The organism is Marinobacter pelagius, assembly GCF_003315345.1.
GTDB classification, from domain to species: domain Bacteria; phylum Pseudomonadota; class Gammaproteobacteria; order Pseudomonadales; family Oleiphilaceae; genus Marinobacter; species Marinobacter pelagius_A.
The window spans coordinates 76,819-96,884 of the sequence record NZ_QNRO01000001.1 but is presented as its reverse complement, the minus strand read 5'-3'; the positions used below and the strand labels follow the sequence as shown (position 1 = coordinate 96,884).

Genomic DNA, 20,066 nt, shown 5'->3' with positions numbered 1-20,066 from the left:
CCGGTCACCAGCCTCTTTGGTGCTGCACCTGCTGGTAACCGAGGCCGGCAACCAGATGGTCAACCAGACGCTGCTCGAGGTCGGCCACCGTGGCTCCGGGCACAAAATCCCGGACCTGGCACATGGGCATGCCAGCATAACCACAGGGATTGATGCGGCTGAAGGGCTCCATGTCCATATCTACATTCAAGGCCAGGCCATGGAAGGAGCATCCCCGGCGAACCCTCAAGCCGAGGGAAGCGATCTTGGCATCGCCCACGTAAACGCCGGGGGCGTCGGGGCGCGGTGCCGCTTCGACCCCCAGGTCCGCCAGGGTGCGGACGATGCCCTGCTCGATCTGATCCACCAGGCCCCGGACTCCGATTTTCCTGCGCGGCAGGTCAATCATCAGATAGATCACCAGCTGACCGGGTCCGTGGTAAGTCACCTGACCACCCCGGTCCACCTTGATGACGGGAATATCACCAGGCAACAGCACGTGCTCGGCCTTGCCCGCCTGCCCCTGGGTGAACACCCTGGGGTGCTCCAGGCACCAGAGCTCGTCCACGGTGTTGCCATCCCGGTCCGCCGTGAACTTCTTCATGGCCTCCCAGGTCTCCAGGTAGGGCTGCTCCCCGAGGGAACGGACAATGAGTTCTGGCATGGCCGTCAGAGCACCATGTGAACCCGGCCGCTGGCCTTCAGATCTTCGAACAGTGCCTTGAGCTGCTCCTCACCCGTGGCGACTATTTTCAGCTGGACCGAGGAGAAGCGCCCCTTGCTGCTGTCAGTCACGGAAATGTCCGCCTCGGTAATCCCGGGCGCGTGGCACTCCACCACTTCCACGACAAAATCGGTGAAATCAGGTGCGGCATTACCGATTACCTTGATCACGTAATCGCAGGGAAATTCGATTTTTGGTGCTTTCGGCTCACTCATGCCGCATTACTCCCGGGTACTGACATCACCCTTACTGAAACAACTGAACGAAAAAGAGCTTGATCGCATCCCAGAGGCGTTTGAACAACCCGCCTTCCGGAACCTCGGTCAGGGCAAGTACCGGCTCATCCACCAGCACCGTGCCGTTCAGGCTTACCTTGACCCGACCCAGCTCGTCTCCGACATTGATGGGTGCTTTAATCACAGAATCAAGGTCTACGGTGGATTCCAGCTGGTCGCGGGATCCCCGGGGAATGGTTACGAACACATCCTCGGTCAGCCCCACCGATACCTGATCCGCCTGGCCACCCCAGATGCGGGCCTCCATGAGCTCCTGGCCCGATCGGAACAGGCGTTCGCTCTCGTAGTAACGGAAGCCGTAATTGAGCATCTTCTGCACTTCCTGGGCCCGGGCCTGGCTACTGCTGGTTCCCATCACCACCGCGATAAAACGGGTGTCCTCACGTTTGGCGGACGCTACCAGGCAGTAACCGGCCGCTTCGGTATGGCCGGTTTTCAGGCCATCCACGCTGTCATCCCGCCACAGCAGGCTGTTCCGGTTGGGCTGACGGATGTTGTTGTAGGTGAAGTGCTTCTCGGCATACAGCGGATAGTTTTCCGGGTAGTCATTGATGATGGCGCGCGCCAGCAATGCCAGATCGTAAGCCGTGGAGTAATGATTCTCCGACGGCAAACCGGTGGCGTTGGCAAAACTGGTGTCCTTCATACCCAGCAGCTGGGCCTGCTGGTTCATGATATCGACGAACGCCCCCTCACTGCCGGCAACAAACTCGGCAAGGGCCACAGAGGCATCGTTACCAGACTGGATAATGACACCCTTGAGCAGATCTTCCACAGAGACTTCGGTACCTTCCTTCACGAAGGTTCTGGAGCCTTCCGTTTTCCATGCCTTGACACTGATGGGGACCATGTCGCTCATGGAAATCCGGCCCTCATCCAGTTCCCTCTCTACGATGTAGGCGGTCATCATTTTGGTCAGACTGGCAGGAGGCAGCCGCTCGTGACTATTCTCCTCCATGATGATGCTCCCGCTCTTCGGGTCCATCAACACATAGGAACTACCCGCGATCTGCGGAGGTGAAGGAATCAGCACTGATTGCGCCATTACCTTGCCAGCCAGGGCCAACGCAAGGACAAGGATGACAGAGAGGGAACGTAAAACGGTTGTTAAGGCCATGGGTCCATTCATTCGTCAGGTGTATTTCTGGTTTTCGGAATTATCAGTGTGAATCAGTCAACAGGATGGACTGCGAAAAACCCCGTGCCTCCAAAAGGCTCTGGGTACGACGGGCGGCTTCTTCGTCCTCGAAAGGTCCAACCTGTACCCGGTGAAAGCGGCCGGATTGGGTATCGATGGCACGAACCCGCATCGGGTTCTCAAGCACCGACCGGACCTGTCCCAGCAGGGCCTCTGCAGGGTCCCGGCTGCTGAAGGATCCCAGCTGCACGTAGAGGCCGCGGGATCCGGTGCCCACTGCGTTATCTGCCACTGTAGCGGAGGCTCCCGGTGCGCGCCCGTCGCCGGGCACAAATGGCTCGCCCGCCAGCGTCATGGAGCCATCCGCCCTGACCGTAATGGCTGCCACCTCGACCCGCGCCGTGCCCCTGGATTGATAACCAAGTTTCTTGGCCGCGGCGTAGGACAGGTCGATCAGGCGATCACCGTGGAACGGCCCCCGGTCATTAACCCGGACAATCACCGACCGGCCGTTCTCCAGGTTGGTGATCCGGGCGTAGCCCGGGATCCGCAGGGACTTGTGGGCCGCGGACATTTGGTACATGTCGAAGGTTTCACCGTTGGAAGTCTTGTGACCGTGAAACTTCTCGCCATACCAGCTGGCGGTACCGGTGGCGACGTAACCCTCATTGCTCTCGAGAACCCGGTAACTTTTTCCCCAGACCGTGTACGGAGATTTGTTACCGGCTGCGCGGGGAGCCTCATACCGAGGGCGTGCATCGCTCAGGCCGGAGACATCGAAATCACCCGCCGGAGCCCGGTCCTGGCTCAGTGTATAGCGGGAGGAATGGTCGGTTTCGGGTGACGAGGCACAGCCAGTAAGCACCAGCATAGCGAGCGCGGCTAGACACCCTGTAAACGTATACCTCGACTTCACAATCCGGAAATCCTCTTTCGCTATTCTCGCCTGGTTAAAACCCGGCGGCTTTCAATCATTGTAGCGGGTTCTCTTACCGAATCACCATTACCCGCTTGCCATGGTTGATCAGGCACTGATCATCCTGCGGTGGGTATGGATAGACATCAGTACCCCAAAGGCTGCCATCAGTGTCACGCTCGAAGTGCCACCATAGCTAACCAGGGGCAGAGGCACACCCACCACCGGCAACAATCCACTGACCATCCCCACATTCACGAAGATGTAGATAAAGAAGGTCATGGTCAAGGCTCCGGCCAACAACCGGCTGAACGAGTCCTGGGCAGTGGCCGCAACATACAGGCAGCGCAGGATGATCAGGAAATAGACCAGCAGCAACGCCAGCATGCCGACAAAGCCGAACTCCTCGGCCAGCACGGCGACGATGAAATCGGTGTGGCTCTCCGGCAGGAATTCCAGGTGGGACTGGGTTCCCTGAAGCCACCCCTTGCCGTCAAGACCCCCTGAGCCGATGGCGGTCTTGGACTGGATAATGTTCCAGCCAGCGCCCAGCGGGTCACTCTGCGGATCCAGCAGGGTCAACACCCGCTGCTTCTGATATTCCCGCATCACGAAGAACCACATGAGTGGCGCGGATACCGAGACCATGGCCACGAAAGCAGCAATCAGCTTCCAGCTCATGCCGGCAAAGAAGACCACAAACAAGCCTGCCATTCCCACCAGCAGGGACGTGCCCAGATCCGGCTGCTGGATGATCATCACCATGGGGACCAGTACGATGGCCAGCCCCACGGCAACCTGTGACAGGCGCGGCGGCAAAAAGTGCCGTGACAGGTACCACGCGGCCATCATGGGAACCACGAGTTTCATGATTTCAGAAGGCTGAAAGCGCGGTAAACCGGGCAGCGCCAGCCAGCGCTGGGCACCCTTGGCACCAACCCCCATCACGAGAACCGCAGCCAGAGCGACGAGACCGGCGGCATAAAGCCAGGGCGCCCAGCGGCGAAAAACGGCCGGATCGAGCTGAGCAAACACCAGCATCACCACAAACGCGATTCCGAGGCGAATACCCTGGGCCTTGACCACCTCGATGTTGCGGTCGGCACCGCTGTAGAGAACAAACAGGCCACCGGAGACCAGGATCAACAGCAGAAACAGCAGGATGGGGTCCAGATGCAGGGCCGACCAAATGCCACGGGAGCGCGCGAACGGGCTGGATGCGGCCGGGTCCACCAGGTCCTTCAAAGCCATTATTGTGCGCCCCCTGTTGCCTGGCTCACCAGCCCACTGTCACTGCCTTCGGAAAATTCCAGTAGCCATGCATCGAACAGCGCCCGTGCGACCGGAGCCGCCGTGCCGCTGCCGCTGCCGCCATTCTCGACGATGACCGATACCACAATTTCCGGATCTTCAACCGGGGCAAAACCAACAAACAAGGCGTGGTCCCTCAGACGCTCCCGGATTTCCTCGGCATCGTATTCCTCATCTTCCGCCAGGCTGAACACCTGCGCGGTACCGGTCTTGCCCGCCATCCGGTAGGGCGCGTCGCTGCCTGCCCGGCGAGCCGTTCCTTTCACACCGTGCATGACCTCAGCCATGCTCTCGACCACATACTCCCAATCGTCCGGATTTTTCAGTTTGAGCGGCTCATGGGTTTCGGCGGGAAGGACATCGTCAACCTCGTCATCACCGATGACGTCTTTCAACAGGCGCGGCTCAATCCAGGTACCCCGGTTGGCAATGAGCGCGGTCGCCGTGGCCAGCTGCAGCGGCGTTGCCAACATGAACCCCTGGCCGATCCCCAGGTTGACCGAGTCGCCCGGATACCAGGGCTGGTTGTGCATGGCCCGTTTCCACTCCCTGGACGGCAGCAATCCACTGAGTGCACCGGACACATCAAGGGCGGCGTCCTCGCCGAAACCGAAGCTGGACAGGTAGCCCGCCATGGTGTCCACTCCCATCTCGATGGCCGCCTCATAGAAATAGACATCGCAGGACTCGGCAACGGCGTCCTTGAGATCCACCCAGCCGTGTCCGGTCCGTTTCCAGTCTCGCCACAGCCGTCCACCGTCATTCAGGCGGAAATAACCCGGATCCCAGATGGTGTGGTCACGGGTGACGGCACCGCTATCCAGTGCAGCAATGGCCAGCATGGGCTTGAGGGTGGAACCCGGTGGGTACTGCCCACGCAGAGCCCGGTTGAACAGGGGTTTCTCCTTACTCTGACTCAGTGCACGGTAATCATCCACACTGATGCCGGTGACAAACTTGTTGGTATCGAACCCCGGCACACTCGCAAGGGCCAGGATCCCGCCGGTCTTGGGCTCAATAGCGATCACCGCGCCACGGCGGCCATCCAGAAGCTCGTGCGCCCGCTGCTGAAGGCGCAGATCCAGATGCAGTTTCAGATCCTCCCCCGGCACCGGGTTTTCGCGTTCAAGCACTCGCAGAGTGCGGCCACGGGCATTGGTTTCAACGTGCTGGTAACCGACAGTGCCGTGAAGGGTTTGTTCGTAGAAGCGCTCGACCCCGGATTTGCCGATGTAGTTGGTGCCCGCGTAATTGACCGGATCGATTCGCTGCAATTCTTCCCGGTTGATGCGGCCAACGTAGCCCAGTACATGGGCCGTGAGTTCACTGTGGGGGTAATATCGAACCAGCTCTGCCTCAACTTCAACACCCGGCAGCTCATGGCGATGGACCGCGAGCCTGGCAATTTCCTGCTCTGTCAGATCGTATCGGAGGGGAATTTCCTGGAATGGGCGCCGGGGCTCCTGCAGGCGCCGGTGGAAACGCTCGAGATCCTGCTCAGAGATATCCAGGATGCCGCCCAGCCGGTTGAGCGTCTCATCCATGCCATCCACGCGCTCGGGCACGAGGGTGACACTGAACACGGGGCGGTTTTCGGCCAACAGGTCACCGTTACGATCATAGATCAACCCGCGGGGCGGAGGTACGGACTGCACCTGCACCCGGTTCTTGTCGGAAATCGTGGTGTAGATCTCGTGCTCGACCACTTGCAGCTGATACATGCGGCCCAACAGGCCACCGAGCATCAGGATGACAAACACCAGCATGACCACGGTGCGGCGCTGGAACAACCGGCGTTCGGCGGCGGTATCCTTGAATTCACCCCACGGCATAGCGGCCCCCTAGGCCCGGTGATACGGATGATTGCGGGTGATCGACCAGGCCCGGTAAAGCTGTTCGGCCAGCAGGATTCGAACCAGCGGGTGAGGAAGGGTCAGAGGCGACAGCGACCACTGCTGGTCTGCCCTCTGCCGACAGGCGTCCGCCAGACCGTCGGGGCCACCAACCAGAAAACTGACGTCACGGCCGTCCTGCTGCCAGTTTTCAAGCTGACTGGCGAGCTTTTCGGTGGACCAGGGGCGACCGTCGACTTCCAGGGCGACAACCCGGTCCCGCGGACCGGTTGCCGAGAGAATCGCGTCGCTTTCCTTTTGCATCAGCCTGGGAATATCAGGGTTCTTGCCCCGGTGTGCCATGGGGATTTCGACCAGCTCAACGGGAAGCTCAGGCGGCATCCGGCGGGCGTAATCGTTATACCCGGCACTGACCCAGTCGGGCATCTTCTGCCCCACACAGATCAGACGTAGCCGCATGGTTATTCGCTGCCCGCGACACCCAGATCCGGTGCGTCGCGCCAGAACCGCTCCAGATCATAGAACTCGCGGGTAGCGGGCATCATGACATGAACCACAACATCGCCGAGGTCTACCAGGATCCAGTCACTGGCAGTGGCGCCCTCGACATTACTGGCGCGCACGCCCTGCTCCTTGGCTTCAACAACCACCGAATCAGCAAGGGACTTCACATGACGGTTTGACGTACCGGACGCCAGCACCATGAAATCCGTGACGCTGGTACGGTCACGCACATCAATCACACTGATGTCCTGCGCTTTTACCTCTTCAAGTGCTTTTACAACCAGATCTTTCAGTTCTTCAGCCTGCATAATTACCCTGTTGTACGGGCTTTAGCCGGATTGGCCGCCCGAATAGTCATACTCAGACGCGATTGTAGCACTAAAAGTTCCCGTCAGGGCAGGCACCGTAAAGCCCCTGGTTGAGGATTTCTTGCCAGACCGAATCCGGGATCAAATAGCGAGGCGACCGGCCAGCGGCAATCCGTTCCCGGATCCCGGTTGCCGAGATGTCCAGCAGCGGCGGATCCAGTTCCAGGACACCTCCAGCTGGCGCGCTCCGGAGGCCTTCGATACCCTCCACTTTCCTCTTCGCCAGCAGCCTGGCAGGCACCCCTTCCGGATCCAGCGCCGGGCCGGGGCGGCGCACCACCACGATATGCGCCAGTTCCGGTATGGTCTCCCACTCCCGCCAGCGATCAAAGCCGGCAAAGGCATCGGTGCCGACCACCATTACCAGTGGATGATCCGCCCCCAACTCCCGTCGCAACTGGCGCAGGGTATCGGCGGTGTAGGAGGCACCCGCGCGGCGCAATTCCCGGTCGTCAATGTGCAACCGGGACTCGCCCTGCACCGCCAGCTCCAGAAGTTTCAGCCGCTGGGACGCGGTGGCTCCGGTATCACCCCGGTGCGGCGGGATGTGACACGGCACCAGACTGACGCGATCGACCTCGAGGCGATCACACAGCTCGATCGCCAGCCGCAAGTGGCCATGGTGGATCGGGTCGAAGGTGCCACCGTAAATAACGTGCATGGGCATCAGGTCCGGATATGACCGTCGCCGAACACCACGTATTTCTGGGAGGTCAGCCCCTCCAGTCCCACGGGACCGCGGGCGTGGATCTTATCGGTGGAGATGCCGATCTCCGCACCCAGACCATACTCGAAACCGTCGGCAAACCGGGTGGAGGCATTGACCATCACGGAACTGGAGTCCACTTCGGTGATGAACCGGCGGGCCCGGGTGTAGTTTTCCGTGATGATGCTGTCGGTATGCTGGGAGCTGTAGCGATTGATGTGCTCGATAGCGCCATCAAGACCGTCCACCACGCGAACCGCCAGGATCGGCGCCAGGTATTCTTCTTCCCAATCCTCCTCAGTGGCTTCACCCGCCGCCGGGACGATCTCGCGGGTTTCCGGACAGCCCCGCAGCTCCACACCCTTTTCCTCGAATGCTGACGCCAGCAGGGGCAGGATATCCGCCGCTACTTCCCGGTCCACCAGCAGGGTCTCCATGGTGTTGCAGGTGCCATAGCGCTGGGTCTTGGCGTTGACCGCCACTTTCAGCGCCTTCTCGGGATCGGCATGGCTGTCGATATAGACATGACACACGCCATCAAGGTGTTTGATGACCGGCACCCGGGCATCCCGGCTGATCCGCTCAATCAGTCCCTTGCCGCCACGGGGCACGATGACATCGACGTAGCGGGGCATGGTAATCAACTCACCGACCGCGGCACGGTCCGTGGTCTTGACCACCTGCACCGCGGTCTCGGGCAACCCCGCCGCGGCAAGGCCCTTGGCGAGACAGGCGGCGATGGCCTGATTGGAGTGAATGGCCTCGGACCCGCCACGCAGGATCGTGGCATTACCCGATTTCAGGCACAGGCTCGCGGCTTCCACAGTCACGTTGGGACGGGATTCATAGATGATACCGATTACCCCCAGGGGCACCCGCATCTTGCCGACCTGGATGCCCGACGGACGATAGGTCATACCGGTAATTTCACCGATCGGGTCCGGCAGCGAGGCAACCTGCTTCAACCCCTCGATCATGGCGTCAATGCGCTGGGGGGTCAGTTCCAGGCGGTCCAGCATGGCGGCATCGAGGCCATTCTCGCGCCCCTTCTCCAGATCCTTGCTGTTGGCAACCGCCAGTTCGTTGCGAGCGGCATCAAGGGCCTCCGCCGTGGCCAGCAAAGCCTGGTTGCGCGTGGCCGTAGTTGACCGGGCCACCTGTGTGGCAGCCGCTCGCGCCTGCTGGCCGACCTCGGCCATGTATGCTGCTATATCCATCCCGTGTCCTTGTACCTTGTCAGTCAAATTCAGGAATAAGGGCCTAACTTTACCTTTCCCGTTTCAAGTACGCATCCCAAACCATTATTATACCGCTGCGCTATGCTTCATACTCAATGGATGCGCCGGGAGAGGAAGGACACACCATGGCCCAGACGGCCGATAAATTCCTGCTGACCAGGTTGTCACGAGCCGGATTCGTGGCATTTCTGGCCATTGCGCTGCTGAGTGCCCTGCTCGGCCAGCCCCTGATGGCGGCGATTGCCGCTGCGGGTGCCGGCATTGTCATCAGCGGTCGCACCTTTCATCCGGCCCGGGCAAAGCGGCCCTGGCCCCTGATACAAAGGCTGTTTTTTCTGGTACTCGCACTTTTGCTGCTGTCCGGATTCGTGGTGGGCCCCTGGGCCATGACTCACTGGCTCTACGCCGTTCCCCTGGTCGCCTTCGCGCTGTTCCCGCCCGCCACCGCCATGATCCTGGCCCTGGCGGTGACCATCCTGGCCATGGCCGGCGTCTGGTGGGCAACCGGCCTGCCCGACCGGCACCAGATGATCAGCGCCTTTCTGCTCACGCTGCTGCTGTCGGGCCTGCTGGTGTTTCTCCGTGAATACAAGAGCCGCCAGCTTGCGCCGTTACGTCGCACCGATGAGCTGACCCAGGCCGCCAGCCGGGAGTACCTGTCTGCGGACCTGCACAAGGAGATCCAGCGCAGTGAGCGGGAAGGCACAGATATGTCCGTGATCATGATCGGGCTGGACACACACCTGAGCGACAAGGAACGGGACGAGGACATTCGCTCGATCCTGCCCCGGATCGGCCGCTATCTGCATTCCCAGTTGCGCGATTTCGACACCTATTACCGGGTAGCGGACCTGCAGTTCCTGGTTATCCTGCCCGGAATCGGCACCAATAATGCCCTCGACCGGGCCGAAACCATCCGTGCCGGACTGCAGACGCTACTCGAGTCGCACGGAATGCGCCTGACCGTGAGTACCGGCATTGCCGGGCTCAATATCGGCGATGACGCCGACAGCCTGCAGCAGAGTGCGGCCCATGCACTGCGGCGCGCCCAGCAACAGGGCGGCAACCGGACCCAGGTGTACAGCGTCTGGTCACAGCAGAACCACGGCATGGCCGGGCAGGAGCGGCCGGCGTCATGACCGAAACCCGCCTGAGAACCTGGACCCACAGCGCCGGCTACGTGCTGGCCACCGTGTTCATTGCCAGCCTGGCAGGCCAGAACCTGCGCTACGGCTTCTACGACCTGTTCTACCTGGCTTCCGGCATGGCCATTCTCACTACTGCCGGACTCATCTACACCATTATCAAGCGCCGGCACCAGCTCGCCGCTCCGGGGCACCTGATCATCCTGTCCGGACTGAACAGCGGACTGGTGGCCGCGCTGATCACCATGAACGGGCCGGGTATCAGTCACTGGGCGATGCCCCTGCTGGTCCTGAACCTGCTTATTCTGCCCCTGCGCCAGGGCCTGGGATTGTCCGTGCTTCTGCTGGTACCGCTCGGAATCATCCTGTTCCTCAAGCATCCGGCCAGTGATGCCATGGCGATTACCACGGGCCTGCTGATCCTGCTCACCGTGGCGGCCCTCTACACCTGGCACTACGGCCACATGGCCCAGTCCGCTGAGGATCTGGCAATTACAGACCCTGTCACCGGGGCCCATAATGCCCGCTTCCTGGACGAAACCCTGCAGAAAGAGATCAGTCGCGCAATCGCCACCGGCCACCCGCTTTCGGTTATCCATCTTGGCCTGGACTATGCGGATGAAGCCAGAGACCTGCATGGCGAAGACGCGATCCAGTCGGTATTCCGCGATATGACCCAGCATCTGTTTGGCGTGATCCGCGCTGGCGACACCCTGTACACACTGGACAACGCGGAATTTTTCCTGGTGCTGCCATTCACACCGGAGGAAGGCGTGCGGGTGATTGCGGAGCGGATCCGGCGGAACATTGCCGAGCACCAGTGGCCGGAGGTCGGCAAGGCGACGGTCAGCCTAGGCTGCTCGACCCGGGGCAACAGCGATACCCGTACCGATACGCTGCGCAAACGCGCCCGACAGGCGCTTGAAGAGGCCCGCAAACGTGGCGCTGATTCCGCCTGGTTCAGCCCGGGAGAGACCATCGAGGCATGAGCACCGCCTGGCTGACAGAGCTGACGGCATGGCTATCAGCCAATCCCGGGCTGTTGGCCGCAGCCCTGTTCCTGACCGCATTCATCGAGTCCCTCGCGATCGCGGGCATCATCGTGCCCGGGGTTGCGATCCTGTTTGCGGTTGCCGCCCTGGCGGGGAAATCCGGCATGCCCTTGACCGAAGCCCTGGTATGGGCCGGACTGGGCGCCGTCACCGGTGACAGTGTGAGCTTTGCCCTGGGGCGACAGTTGCAGGGCCGGCTTACCTCGATCTGGCCCCTGAGTCGGTACCCGGGACTGATTAACAAGGGCGAGGCTTTTTTCCATCGGCATGGGGGCAAGAGCGTGGTGCTCGGCCGCTTTATCGGCCCCATCCGCCCTGTCATTCCCCTGATCGCCGGTGCGCTGTGGATGCCCTGGCGCCGGTTCCTGGGGTTCAACATCGCCTCGGCCATTGCCTGGGCTCCCGTCTACATTCTGCCCGGCTTTGTCGTCGGCAATGCCCTGCAGAGTGAACTGCGACCTCCCGCCCATTTCTACGCCGTCATGGGGGTCAGTCTGGCCGCCCTGTTCGTGGTGTACCTGATCATGATCCGGTTTCAGATGGGACTGGGTGAAGGCAGCCGGGTCTACCGCTGGTTCGAGCAGCGGATGCAGCAGTATGAACTGTCGCACCGGTTCTGGCGCCTCTATACCAACGATCGTCCAGCCCGGGAGGGAGAGTTTCCGCTGGCCTCTGTTCTGATGGCGGTGACCGCCTTCGGACTACTGTTGATCTGGGGCCAGCTGACGATACACGGGGTATTGGAGCCGTTTAACCAGATGGCCCTCCACTGGTTCCAGCAGCTGCGACAACCGCTTCTCGATGGCCCCGCCATTGCTGTCACCCTGATCGGTGACCCGGCGGTCCTGGTCACCGCCTCTGTACTGGCGCTCCTGGTGCTCGGTTTCCGGGGGTACTACGCCGCCGCCCTACACATTCTGCTCGCCGCCGCCATGACGGTTTTTCTGGTGTGGCTGCTTAAATCGACCCTGGGCATCCCGCGTCCAGACCAGGTGCTCCAGCCACCATCCTCCGGAGCCTTCCCCAGCGGCCACAGCGCGGGCATCACCGTGTTTGTCACCGTGCTCGCCGGCTTTGTAGCCGGAGAAACCCGGCACCGGAGACGCTGGCAGGCATACGTGTTGCTCTCACTGCCGCTGTTGCCAGTGGCCATCAGCCGTCTGTACCTCGGAGTACACTGGTTTACGGATGTCATCGGAGGAGTCCTGCTGGGGCTGGCAATCACAGGCCTGGTACGGGCCAGCTACAGCCGCTTTGACCGGGTACCCATCCACACCGATGGCTCTACTCTCGCGGCCCTGCTGCTGTGGGGGCTTTTTACTGTCGGCTATCTGTACGACCGCTGGCCCGAAGCTGTCGAGGAGTATTCCCGGGAGCCGGTCACCGAGCAGGCTAGCCCTCTTCCAGCGCCTCCAGCAACCCCTGCAGGCGGCTGAGCCGTTCCAGGGGGTCCTGGAGCTCCACCAGCCGCTGCTTTTCCTGTTTGTCCAGGGGCAGGAGTTCCGTCAGGCGCCAGCCCACATCCCGTGCGTCTTCGTAGTCCACTTCCATGGCGAGATCGCGGATGACCGGGTGCCTCGACAAAGCCTGCAACACGGAGGGCAGCTCGATATAACGCTCGGGCACCTCACTCCATGTCTCCTCCAGCAGGCACTCCACATCGCCCACATTCAGGCCGTCATCCTGCTGCCAGCTCCGGACCACGGATACCTTGCTCTCACCCTCAACGGTGATACCCAGCAACCCGCTCTCGAGCTGCTGGAAATCGATGATCCGGACATAGGTCCCGATGTCATAGAAGCGCGCAACCGGACTGGTCTCCTCACCATCCCTCAGTAACACCACGACAAAGCCCCGATCCTCCTTGAGGCATCGGCTCAGCATATCGATGTAGCGCGGTTCGAACAGCTGAAGCGGAATGCGTCCCCGGGGCAGGACAATGGAATTCAGGGGAAAGAGGGGGACATGCATGATTGGTTTGGTCATCGAGTCGACAGCAAAGTTTGCGTTTGCTCTACCCTCGCCCTGGCTTCGGCAAGAAGCTCCTGGCTACGGGAGGCACCGGGTTCCGGCCCGGCCAGCCTTCCGAGGGCAGGCACCTGGTCCAGGGCGGGAAGCTCGCCATTCTGGCTTGAGCCGATCCTGTAATGCAACCGGGCAGCGATCACCACATCCACCAACTGCGGAGTCTGCTCGGGACACTCAAATTGCCAGTCTTCGCCGTGGCGCACCGCCTCCACCAGCCCCGGCGGACAGGCCCAGCTTTCCAGCAAACAGGCGCCGAATTCTGACCGCAACTGCCTGATGACAGACCTCAACCTGGCCTCACTGGACCACAGGCCGGGGTGGTGCTCGGCCAGAACCAGCACGGGAACCGTTCCGATATCATGGAGCAGCCCCGCCAGCTCCGCCTCATCCGGATCGAGACCTTCGACCCGATCGGCCAGCAGCCAGCACAATGCAGCCACTTCCCGGGATTGCCGGCAGAGCCTGACCATTTCTCTCTGAAGACTGATCTGCCGGCTTCGGAAAACGTCCCTCAGGGCAAACTCGGACACCAGTTGACGGGTGATACGCATCCCCAGCCTGGCGACTGCCTCGCAAACACTGTGGACACCGCCCAGGCCCCGATAAACCGGACTATTGCACGCCCGCACCAGCTTGGCAGCCATGGCCGGATCAGCGGCCACGGCCATGGCCAGCTTTGTTTCCGAAAGCCCTTCCCGGGCTGCAAAGCGTCGCACTTTCCAGGCCATATCCGGCACGCTGGGCAAACGGATATGGTTCGACCGGAGCTCCGAATTGAATTCCATCCGCAGCCGATGCTCGGCACTGCCCGAGGCAACCCAGTCCCCTGACGATTCCATTTCCACCTGGTTTACCGGAGCCGAATTCAAGAAGTCGTTGAGTATGTCCTGCTCGATCACCAGGAATTCACTGGGCCTGATGGCAACCACCTCGTACATGCGCGGCTGGAGCCGGGCAATGGGATTGAGCGCTTTCTCCGTCTCCGCTTCGATGACCGATTTGCGACCATCCTTGGCGTGCAGTTCCACGGCGCCGCTGACGAGAAAAAAATCCAGGCCATCCTGCACGCCCTGCTCGATCACGGTCTCACCCGGGTTGTGGCAACGACGCTCAGCCCGGTTAACCAGCAAGACCAGCTGGTCGGCGGTCAGTCGGTTCAGGGGATGGAAACTTTTCAGGCGACCCAGAGGCAGGCGTTCCCGGCCAGCCATAGACGAACTCCTTCTCCGCTCAGCAGAACGCAGGAATCTTCCGGTTCTTGTCTTGTTTATAGTCACCAGCCGGGGCAAAAACAACCATGCGCGCCGGGCCGAATCTGGTATCCTCTGTTTTTTACGGAATTTGTCAGGAAACAAGAGAGAGACCAGAACACATGCCTCAGTATCGTTCGCGGACCTCCACAGCCGGTCGCAACATGGCCGGTGCCCGCGCCCTCTGGCGCGCTACCGGTATGAAAAACGAGGATTTCGGCAAACCAATCATCGCGGTTGCCAACTCGTTCACCCAGTTCGTACCCGGCCATGTGCACCTGAAAGACCTGGGGCAGCTGGTGTGCCGCGAAATTGAATCTGCCGGCGGTGTGGCCAAGGAATTCAACACCATTGCCGTGGACGACGGCATCGCCATGGGCCACGACGGCATGCTCTATTCCCTGCCGTCGCGGGAGATCATTGCCGATTCCGTGGAGTACATGGTCAACGCCCACTGTGCCGACGCCCTGGTGTGCATTTCCAACTGCGACAAGATCACCCCGGGCATGCTGATGGCCGCCATGCGCCTGAACATCCCGACCATCTTTGTTTCCGGCGGCCCCATGGAGGCAGGTAAGACCAAGCTGTCCGAGCACAAGCTGGACCTGGTTGACGCCATGGTCATTGCCGCGGATCCGAACGCCAGCGACGAGCAGGTGGAAGAATATGAGCGCAGTGCCTGCCCGACCTGTGGCTCCTGCTCCGGCATGTTCACCGCCAACTCCATGAACTGCCTGACCGAGGCCATCGGCCTTGCTTTGCCTGGCAACGGCTCACTGCTGGCCACTCATGCTGACCGCGAACAGTTGTTCCTCAACGCCGGGCGCCAGATCGTCGAGAATGCCCGTCGCTTCTACGAGGAGAACGACGCCAGCGTGCTGCCCCGTAGCATCGGGTCCCAGGCCGCCTTCGAGAACGCCATGACCATGGATATCGCCATGGGCGGGTCCACCAACACCATCCTGCACCTGCTGGCCGCGGCCCAGGAAGGCGGGGTGAACTTCGACATGGCCGATATCGACCGGCTCTCCCGCCATGTTCCCCAGCTGTGCAAGGTGGCGCCCAACTCCCCGAAATACCACATGGAAGACGTCCACCGTGCCGGCGGCATCATGGGCATCCTGGGTGAACTGGAGCGCGGCAACCTGATCAACACCGACCTGCCCACCGTTCACAGCAAGACCATGAAAGAGGCCCTGGAAACCTGGGACATCATGCGCTCCCCGACCCCGGAAGTGGTGGAGTTCTACAAGGCCGGGCCGGCGGGCATTCCCACCCAGACAGCCTTCAGCCAGAGCACCCGCTGGCCGAGCCTGGACGGCGACCGGGAGAACGGCTGCATCCGCTCGGTGGCCAACGCCTACTCCACTGAAGGCGGCCTGGCGGTGCTTTACGGCAACATCGCCCGGGACGGCTGCGTGGTGAAAACCGCCGGTGTCGATGAAAGCATCTACGTGTTCGAAGGCAAGGCTCGGGTGTTCGAGAGCCAGGACTCGGCCGTCGCCGGCATCCTCGGTGACGAAGTGAAACCCGGCGAAGTGGTGATCATCCGGTACGAAGGTCCCCGCGGAGGACCCGGCATGCAGGAAATGCTCTACCCCACCAGCTACCTGAAGTCCAAGGGTCTGGGCAAGGACTGCGCCCTGCTCACGGATGGCCGTTTCTCCGGCGGCACCTCGGGGCTCTCCATCGGCCACGCCTCCCCGGAAGCGGCAGCCGGCGGTGAAATTGGCCTGATCGAGAACGGCGACACCATCCTGATCGACATTCCCAACCGCTCTATCAATGTCCAGCTCGACCAACAGGAGCTGGACCGGCGCCGGGAAGCCCGGGACGCCAAGGGCTGGAAGCCGGAGCTGCCGCGCGACCGCAAGGTCTCGGCGGCCCTCAAGGCCTATGCCCTGCTGGCCACCAGTGCCGACAAGGGTGCGGTCCGGGATTTGTCGAAACTCGACTGACCTCTTCCGGACAGCCAGCAAAAAGCCCGCGGGGTATCATCCCGGCGGGCTTTTTTGTAAGCGGCGAACCGGCGACACTACCAGAGTGACCAGCCACCGTCCTCGTCTTCCTCGATCGCATCCTTTTCCCTGGATTCCTTCGCTGGCTCGGCAGACGCGGCGCTCGATGCCGATTCTTCCGTACCCTGCGATCCACTACTCTGCGCCGGCGCCGCAGCGACCTGCACGGTGATCATACCCAGAGCCTTACGGGTTTCCTCGTTCAGGGCACCAGTAGCCTCGAGGCCATGATCTTTCTGGAATTGGGTCAACGCGGCACGGGTCTTGTCATCCATACCCGAGCTGACGTTCGTGATGTCATAACCGGCACCGTACAGGGCATTTTTCACTGCCACGGTGTCATCTGCATGGGCCAAGGGCGTCAGGCCCAGCGTAACCGCCACACCGGCTGCAGCCAGAAGGCGACCGAAAGAACGGGTCGTTTTCTTCATGGTACTCACCTGCCTTACTCCTGATGCCTCGCCGGCATCGGTCTTTTCTTGTTGTGTGGTGCCTATCTCCACAAGCTGGGGCAAACAATGAATACCCTATCACAGTTTGCCGCCATGCCGGTTGCCGCGGTTCTCATCTTGAGGTTCCGGCCCGGTACCCGGGTGACGGACCGTTTGCGCCTCGTGCCCGAATTCCCGAATGAAAATTCCCCAGAACGCCATGAACAGCGCCGCAACCAGAGGGCCCATGACAAAGCCGTTGATGCCGAACATGACAATGCCACCGAGGGTCGACAGCAGCACTACGTAATCCGGCAGTTTGGTGTCACGGCCCACCAGGAGCGGCCGCAGCAGGTTGTCGGCAAGACCGATCACCACCACACCGAATACGGTCAGGACCAGGGCCGGGACAACATCCCCGACCGCCGCCAGGTAGATCGCCGCCGGCACCCAGACCAGCGCCGCGCCGACCGCCGGCAACAACGAGACGATGGCCATGACCACACCCCACAGCAGCGCACCGGTAATTCCCAGAATCCAGAAGATCAGCCCCCCCAGAGCCCCCTGGATGATCGCGATCAACAGGTTGCCCTTGACCGTGGCCCGGGTCACCTCGGCAAACTTGGCAAACAGCAGCCGCTCACGCTCATCGCCCAGGGGCAACGCCCGGATGATCAGTTCTACCAGTTGGTGGCCATCCCGTAACAGGAAGAACGCCAGGTACACCATGAGGGCCAGCCCCATGAAAAACTGGAAGGTATTCTGGCCAATCCCCAAAGCCTGTTTGGCCAGGAACTGGCTGCCGCCGACGAACAGGCTGACGGCCCGGTCCCGCAACTCGGTAAAGCTGATATCAAACTGCGCCAGGAATGCCTGGATCGCCGGGAAGGACTGGTTGACCTGGTCTATATACTCGCCCGGACGGATTTCGCCGCGCTGGATTTGCTGATAGAGCTCCACCCCCTGGGCCACCAGGGACGTCACCAGCACCAGCACCGGAATCACCACAATTACCATGCAGATCACCAGGGTAATCAAGGCATTGATATTTGGCCGTTCGCCCAGCCAGCGGACCAGCAGGTTCTGGACCGGATGGAAAATGAGCGCAATCGCCACTGCCCAGAAAATCGGGCCGAAGAAGGGCTTCATCAGAAATACGAACGCCAGGGAAACCCCGACCAGTAAGGCCAGAAAAGTCCGTGTTTCAAGTTTTGCGTACATAGATCAGATCTTCCCCAAGCTGTGAACGGTAACCGCGGGTCTGTGCAGCCACTCCGGCCCGATAGCCTACCACGATGACATGGCCACTGTAGCCTGCTTCAGGTTATAGTGGTCGGTTACGGATTAACCGACAAACGAGTCACGTTATTGGAACTGGAAACCTTTACCACCGAAACCGCACTTGACGCCGCGGCGGAACTTCAGCGCGTGCTGGCGGCAAGGACCCATCGCCGCAAGGTGATGGGACAGGAGGTGCTGGTACCCGGCCAGCTCGGGGAGGCTCTGCAGCTCCCCAGAATCATCAATCGGCTGCAGAGCAAACAACAGAAGCAACGGGAACAGGGTCTGGACGATTTCCAGGAACTCTGGCCCACCCTGTCCCCGCGTACTCGCCAGAAGGTGCTCGACGCCATTGGCTGGTACGACCCCAAGGAGCTTGACTGGGAAGACAAACGCTCCAACCGGCGGCCGGTGGTCGATCCGGATAAAGGATCCGTATAGAGATGGAAATCTCAGCGAAAGGCCGACTCTGTATTGTCATACTCTGGCCCTAGTCTGAAACTATCAGGAGGATATTTATGACTGAACATACCCATTACAACGCCATTCTTGCCGAAGGCAGCGCGGTACCAACCCTGCTTTGCGGTCATTGCCGATCCATTCTTTCCCGGGCGCGCATGTTCCGAAACGAAGGCGAAAATCAGCAAGACATCGAGTGCCGCGTCCTCGCCCTGTGCTCAGCGGACGATTGCGGTGCGGTGAACTGCTGTGATGATGCCATGGCAGCAATTGAAAATCCGGACCGCCTGCTCGACCTCGCCTGCTGAAGCAAACGGGCAACGCACTGTTACGCAACTCAAACACATGAAACAGCCATCTGATTTATCCTGACTTGCGAGGATTGTCATAACGGCAATTGCGCAACCTATCAGTCAGGACAGTCGATGGCATGCGTATTCTGAGAACCGACGAAACCCGCTTCCAGGGGCTTCCGGATTACCCTTTTTCCCCCAATTATCTCGACGTAGAGGCCAATCTGAGGATGCACTACGTCGATGAAGGCCCCCGCGGTGCTTCACCCGTACTGATGCTGCATGGCGAGCCATCCTGGTCCTACCTTTACCGGCACATGATTCCGATCATTGCCGCCGCGGGTCACCGGGCACTGGCCCCGGATCTGATCGGTTTCGGCAAATCGGACAAACCGGCAGCAATGGCCGACTACAGCTACGAACGCCACATGACCTGGTTGAGTAGCTGGATCGAAAAGCTGAATCTGCGGGACATCACCCTGGTGTGCCAGAACTGGGGATCACTGCTGGGACTTCGCCTGGCGGCCGAACATCCCCAACGGTTCCGGTGCATCATCGTGGGTAACGGGATGCTGCCCACCGGCGAAACCCGGGCACCGGCAATGTTCTCCCTGTGGAAAGCCTTTGTCAGCCACAGCCCGTGGCTGCCGGTGGGACGCATCGTCCAGCTGGGCACCGAACGAACCCTGAGCAGGGCCGAGCAGGCGGCCTACGAGGCGCCCTTCCCGTCAACGGAATACAAGGCCGGCGCCCGCGCCTTCCCGAAACTGGTTCCGGTATCCCGGCACGATCCGGCCGGGCAAGCCAACCGGGAGGCCTGGAAGGTACTGGAGAAATGGCGCAAACCGTTCATTACCTGCTTCAGCAGCGGCGACCCCATAACCCGGGGGGAAGACCGCTACATGCAGCGGCGGATTCCCGGCGCCCACGGCCAACCCCACATCACCCTGCGGGGCGGCCACTTCCTGCAGGAAGACTCCCCCGAGGACTTCGCACGCACCATTACCGATGCCCTGAAATCGGAAATGGCGGCCTGAGCCGCCATTTCCGCTGCCTGGCTCCGGAACTCCCGGAGC

The 20,066-nt window shown here is 61.1% G+C and carries 21 protein-coding genes; 7 read left to right on the top strand and 14 right to left on the bottom strand.

All coding sequences use genetic code 11. The features are described from left to right. Window positions 1–4: 4 nt before the first annotated feature. From lipB to DET50_RS00425, 10 genes are all read right to left on the bottom strand, one after another. Window positions 5–643 (bottom strand): lipoyl(octanoyl) transferase LipB, encoded by a 639-nt coding sequence (gene lipB / locus DET50_RS00470; RefSeq protein ID WP_113860945.1) that lies wholly within the window; start codon window positions 641–643, stop codon window positions 5–7. 5 nt (window positions 644–648) lie between these two features. After that, entirely contained in the window at window positions 649–918 is a 270-nt protein-coding gene (locus DET50_RS00465; RefSeq protein WP_113860944.1) for an HP0495 family protein, read from the bottom strand. 31 nt (window positions 919–949) lie between these two features. Continuing rightward, a complete protein-coding gene (locus DET50_RS00460; RefSeq protein WP_113860943.1) occupies window positions 950–2,116 on the bottom strand; it encodes a D-alanyl-D-alanine carboxypeptidase family protein in 1,167 nt (388 codons plus the stop codon). A 43-nt stretch (window positions 2,117–2,159) separates the two neighbouring features. Then, the gene (locus DET50_RS00455; protein WP_181799899.1) at window positions 2,160–3,008 is read right to left on the bottom strand and encodes a septal ring lytic transglycosylase RlpA family protein; all 849 of its coding nucleotides are present in this window, start codon (window positions 3,006–3,008) and stop codon (window positions 2,160–2,162) included. A 153-nt stretch (window positions 3,009–3,161) separates the two neighbouring features. Continuing rightward, the gene (gene rodA, locus DET50_RS00450) at window positions 3,162–4,304 is read right to left on the bottom strand and encodes a rod shape-determining protein RodA (RefSeq protein ID WP_113860941.1); all 1,143 of its coding nucleotides are present in this window, start codon (window positions 4,302–4,304) and stop codon (window positions 3,162–3,164) included. After that, a complete protein-coding gene (mrdA, locus tag DET50_RS00445) occupies window positions 4,304–6,196 on the bottom strand; it encodes a penicillin-binding protein 2 (RefSeq protein WP_113860940.1) in 1,893 nt (630 codons plus the stop codon). Before mrdA ends, rodA begins: the two co-directional genes overlap by 1 nt. A gap of 9 nt (window positions 6,197–6,205) precedes the next feature. Further along, window positions 6,206–6,676, bottom strand: coding sequence for a 23S rRNA (pseudouridine(1915)-N(3))-methyltransferase RlmH (gene rlmH, locus DET50_RS00440; RefSeq protein ID WP_113860939.1), 471 nt, complete (start codon window positions 6,674–6,676; stop codon window positions 6,206–6,208). 2 nt (window positions 6,677–6,678) lie between these two features. After that, window positions 6,679–7,029: a ribosome silencing factor gene (gene rsfS, locus DET50_RS00435; protein WP_113860938.1), complete on the bottom strand. Its 351-nt coding sequence runs from the start codon at window positions 7,027–7,029 to the stop codon at window positions 6,679–6,681. A 70-nt stretch (window positions 7,030–7,099) separates the two neighbouring features. After that, entirely contained in the window at window positions 7,100–7,750 is a 651-nt protein-coding gene (gene nadD / locus DET50_RS00430) for a nicotinate-nucleotide adenylyltransferase (protein WP_113860937.1), read from the bottom strand. 5 nt (window positions 7,751–7,755) lie between these two features. Further along, complete coding sequence (locus DET50_RS00425; protein ID WP_113860936.1) at window positions 7,756–9,012, bottom strand: glutamate-5-semialdehyde dehydrogenase; 1,257 nt, start codon at window positions 9,010–9,012, stop codon at window positions 7,756–7,758. A 146-nt stretch (window positions 9,013–9,158) separates the two neighbouring features. Between DET50_RS00425 and DET50_RS00420 the strand changes: the two genes are divergently transcribed. The 3 genes from DET50_RS00420 to DET50_RS00410 are packed head-to-tail and all read left to right on the top strand — an operon-like array spanning window position 9,159 to window position 12,666. Next, window positions 9,159–10,172, top strand: coding sequence for a GGDEF domain-containing protein (locus DET50_RS00420; protein WP_113860935.1), 1,014 nt, complete (start codon window positions 9,159–9,161; stop codon window positions 10,170–10,172). Continuing rightward, the gene (locus DET50_RS00415) at window positions 10,169–11,167 is read left to right on the top strand and encodes a GGDEF domain-containing protein (RefSeq protein ID WP_113860934.1); all 999 of its coding nucleotides are present in this window, start codon (window positions 10,169–10,171) and stop codon (window positions 11,165–11,167) included. The genes DET50_RS00420 and DET50_RS00415 overlap by 4 nt, the downstream gene beginning before the upstream one ends. Next, the gene (locus tag DET50_RS00410; protein ID WP_113860933.1) at window positions 11,164–12,666 is read left to right on the top strand and encodes a bifunctional DedA family/phosphatase PAP2 family protein; all 1,503 of its coding nucleotides are present in this window, start codon (window positions 11,164–11,166) and stop codon (window positions 12,664–12,666) included. Before DET50_RS00415 ends, DET50_RS00410 begins: the two co-directional genes overlap by 4 nt. Here DET50_RS00410 and DET50_RS00405 read toward each other — a convergent pair. Together DET50_RS00405 and DET50_RS00400 are read right to left on the bottom strand one after the other, a co-directional pair. Further along, window positions 12,623–13,201: an LON peptidase substrate-binding domain-containing protein gene (locus DET50_RS00405; RefSeq protein WP_113861240.1), complete on the bottom strand. Its 579-nt coding sequence runs from the start codon at window positions 13,199–13,201 to the stop codon at window positions 12,623–12,625. The genes DET50_RS00410 and DET50_RS00405 overlap by 44 nt on opposite strands. 11 nt (window positions 13,202–13,212) lie before the next feature. Next, the gene (locus DET50_RS00400) at window positions 13,213–14,469 is read right to left on the bottom strand and encodes an HDOD domain-containing protein (RefSeq protein WP_113860932.1); all 1,257 of its coding nucleotides are present in this window, start codon (window positions 14,467–14,469) and stop codon (window positions 13,213–13,215) included. 161 nt (window positions 14,470–14,630) lie between these two features. On the opposite strand from DET50_RS00400, the gene ilvD reads away from it, so the two are divergent. Next, window positions 14,631–16,466, top strand: coding sequence for a dihydroxy-acid dehydratase (gene ilvD, locus DET50_RS00395; protein ID WP_113860931.1), 1,836 nt, complete (start codon window positions 14,631–14,633; stop codon window positions 16,464–16,466). Window positions 16,467–16,543: 77 nt separating this feature from the next. Here the strand turns inward: ilvD and DET50_RS00390 are convergent, their stop codons facing one another. Next, window positions 16,544–16,957, bottom strand: a complete 414-nt coding sequence (locus DET50_RS00390) for a peptidoglycan-binding domain-containing protein (RefSeq protein ID WP_113861239.1) — start codon at window positions 16,955–16,957, stop codon at window positions 16,544–16,546. Window positions 16,958–17,056: 99 nt separating this feature from the next. Further along, a complete protein-coding gene (locus DET50_RS00385) occupies window positions 17,057–18,178 on the bottom strand; it encodes an AI-2E family transporter (protein WP_113860930.1) in 1,122 nt (373 codons plus the stop codon). 147 nt (window positions 18,179–18,325) lie between these two features. On the opposite strand from DET50_RS00385, the gene DET50_RS00380 reads away from it, so the two are divergent. From DET50_RS00380 to DET50_RS00370, 3 genes are all read left to right on the top strand, one after another. Beyond that, entirely contained in the window at window positions 18,326–18,679 is a 354-nt protein-coding gene (locus tag DET50_RS00380; RefSeq protein WP_181799898.1) for a hypothetical protein, read from the top strand. Window positions 18,680–18,756: 77 nt separating this feature from the next. Then, window positions 18,757–19,005, top strand: a complete 249-nt coding sequence (locus tag DET50_RS00375; RefSeq protein ID WP_113860928.1) for a hypothetical protein — start codon at window positions 18,757–18,759, stop codon at window positions 19,003–19,005. A 122-nt stretch (window positions 19,006–19,127) separates the two neighbouring features. Further along, a complete protein-coding gene (locus DET50_RS00370) occupies window positions 19,128–20,027 on the top strand; it encodes a haloalkane dehalogenase (RefSeq protein WP_113860927.1) in 900 nt (299 codons plus the stop codon). Window positions 20,028–20,066 lie beyond the last annotated feature (39 nt).

Excerpts from the sequence above, each read along its gene's own strand:
- rlmH (WP_113860939.1), bottom strand. The coding sequence starts at position 6,676 with ATGCGGCTACGTCTGATCTGTGTGGGGCAGAAGATGCCCGACTGGGTC.
- rodA (WP_113860941.1), bottom strand. The coding sequence starts at position 4,304 with ATGGCTTTGAAGGACCTGGTGGACCCGGCCGCATCCAGCCCGTTCGCG.
- DET50_RS00420 (WP_113860935.1), top strand. The coding sequence starts at position 9,159 with ATGGCCCAGACGGCCGATAAATTCCTGCTGACCAGGTTGTCACGAGCC.
- mrdA (WP_113860940.1), bottom strand. The coding sequence starts at position 6,196 with ATGCCGTGGGGTGAATTCAAGGATACCGCCGCCGAACGCCGGTTGTTC.
- DET50_RS00375 (WP_113860928.1), top strand. The coding sequence starts at position 18,757 with ATGACTGAACATACCCATTACAACGCCATTCTTGCCGAAGGCAGCGCG.
- DET50_RS00465 (WP_113860944.1), bottom strand. The coding sequence starts at position 918 with ATGAGTGAGCCGAAAGCACCAAAAATCGAATTTCCCTGCGATTACGTG.
- DET50_RS00410 (WP_113860933.1), top strand. The coding sequence starts at position 11,164 with ATGAGCACCGCCTGGCTGACAGAGCTGACGGCATGGCTATCAGCCAAT.
- DET50_RS00405 (WP_113861240.1), bottom strand. The coding sequence starts at position 13,201 with ATGCATGTCCCCCTCTTTCCCCTGAATTCCATTGTCCTGCCCCGGGGA.
- ilvD (WP_113860931.1), top strand. The coding sequence starts at position 14,631 with ATGCCTCAGTATCGTTCGCGGACCTCCACAGCCGGTCGCAACATGGCC.
- DET50_RS00460 (WP_113860943.1), bottom strand. The coding sequence starts at position 2,116 with ATGGCCTTAACAACCGTTTTACGTTCCCTCTCTGTCATCCTTGTCCTT.
- DET50_RS00425 (WP_113860936.1), bottom strand. The coding sequence starts at position 9,012 with ATGGATATAGCAGCATACATGGCCGAGGTCGGCCAGCAGGCGCGAGCG.
- nadD (WP_113860937.1), bottom strand. The coding sequence starts at position 7,750 with ATGCACGTTATTTACGGTGGCACCTTCGACCCGATCCACCATGGCCAC.
- DET50_RS00385 (WP_113860930.1), bottom strand. The coding sequence starts at position 18,178 with ATGTACGCAAAACTTGAAACACGGACTTTTCTGGCCTTACTGGTCGGG.
- rsfS (WP_113860938.1), bottom strand. The coding sequence starts at position 7,029 with ATGCAGGCTGAAGAACTGAAAGATCTGGTTGTAAAAGCACTTGAAGAG.
- DET50_RS00455 (WP_181799899.1), bottom strand. The coding sequence starts at position 3,008 with ATGCTGGTGCTTACTGGCTGTGCCTCGTCACCCGAAACCGACCATTCC.
- DET50_RS00390 (WP_113861239.1), bottom strand. The coding sequence starts at position 16,957 with ATGAAGAAAACGACCCGTTCTTTCGGTCGCCTTCTGGCTGCAGCCGGT.
- lipB (WP_113860945.1), bottom strand. The coding sequence starts at position 643 with ATGCCAGAACTCATTGTCCGTTCCCTCGGGGAGCAGCCCTACCTGGAG.
- DET50_RS00400 (WP_113860932.1), bottom strand. The coding sequence starts at position 14,469 with ATGGCTGGCCGGGAACGCCTGCCTCTGGGTCGCCTGAAAAGTTTCCAT.
- DET50_RS00370 (WP_113860927.1), top strand. The coding sequence starts at position 19,128 with ATGCGTATTCTGAGAACCGACGAAACCCGCTTCCAGGGGCTTCCGGAT.
- DET50_RS00415 (WP_113860934.1), top strand. The coding sequence starts at position 10,169 with ATGACCGAAACCCGCCTGAGAACCTGGACCCACAGCGCCGGCTACGTG.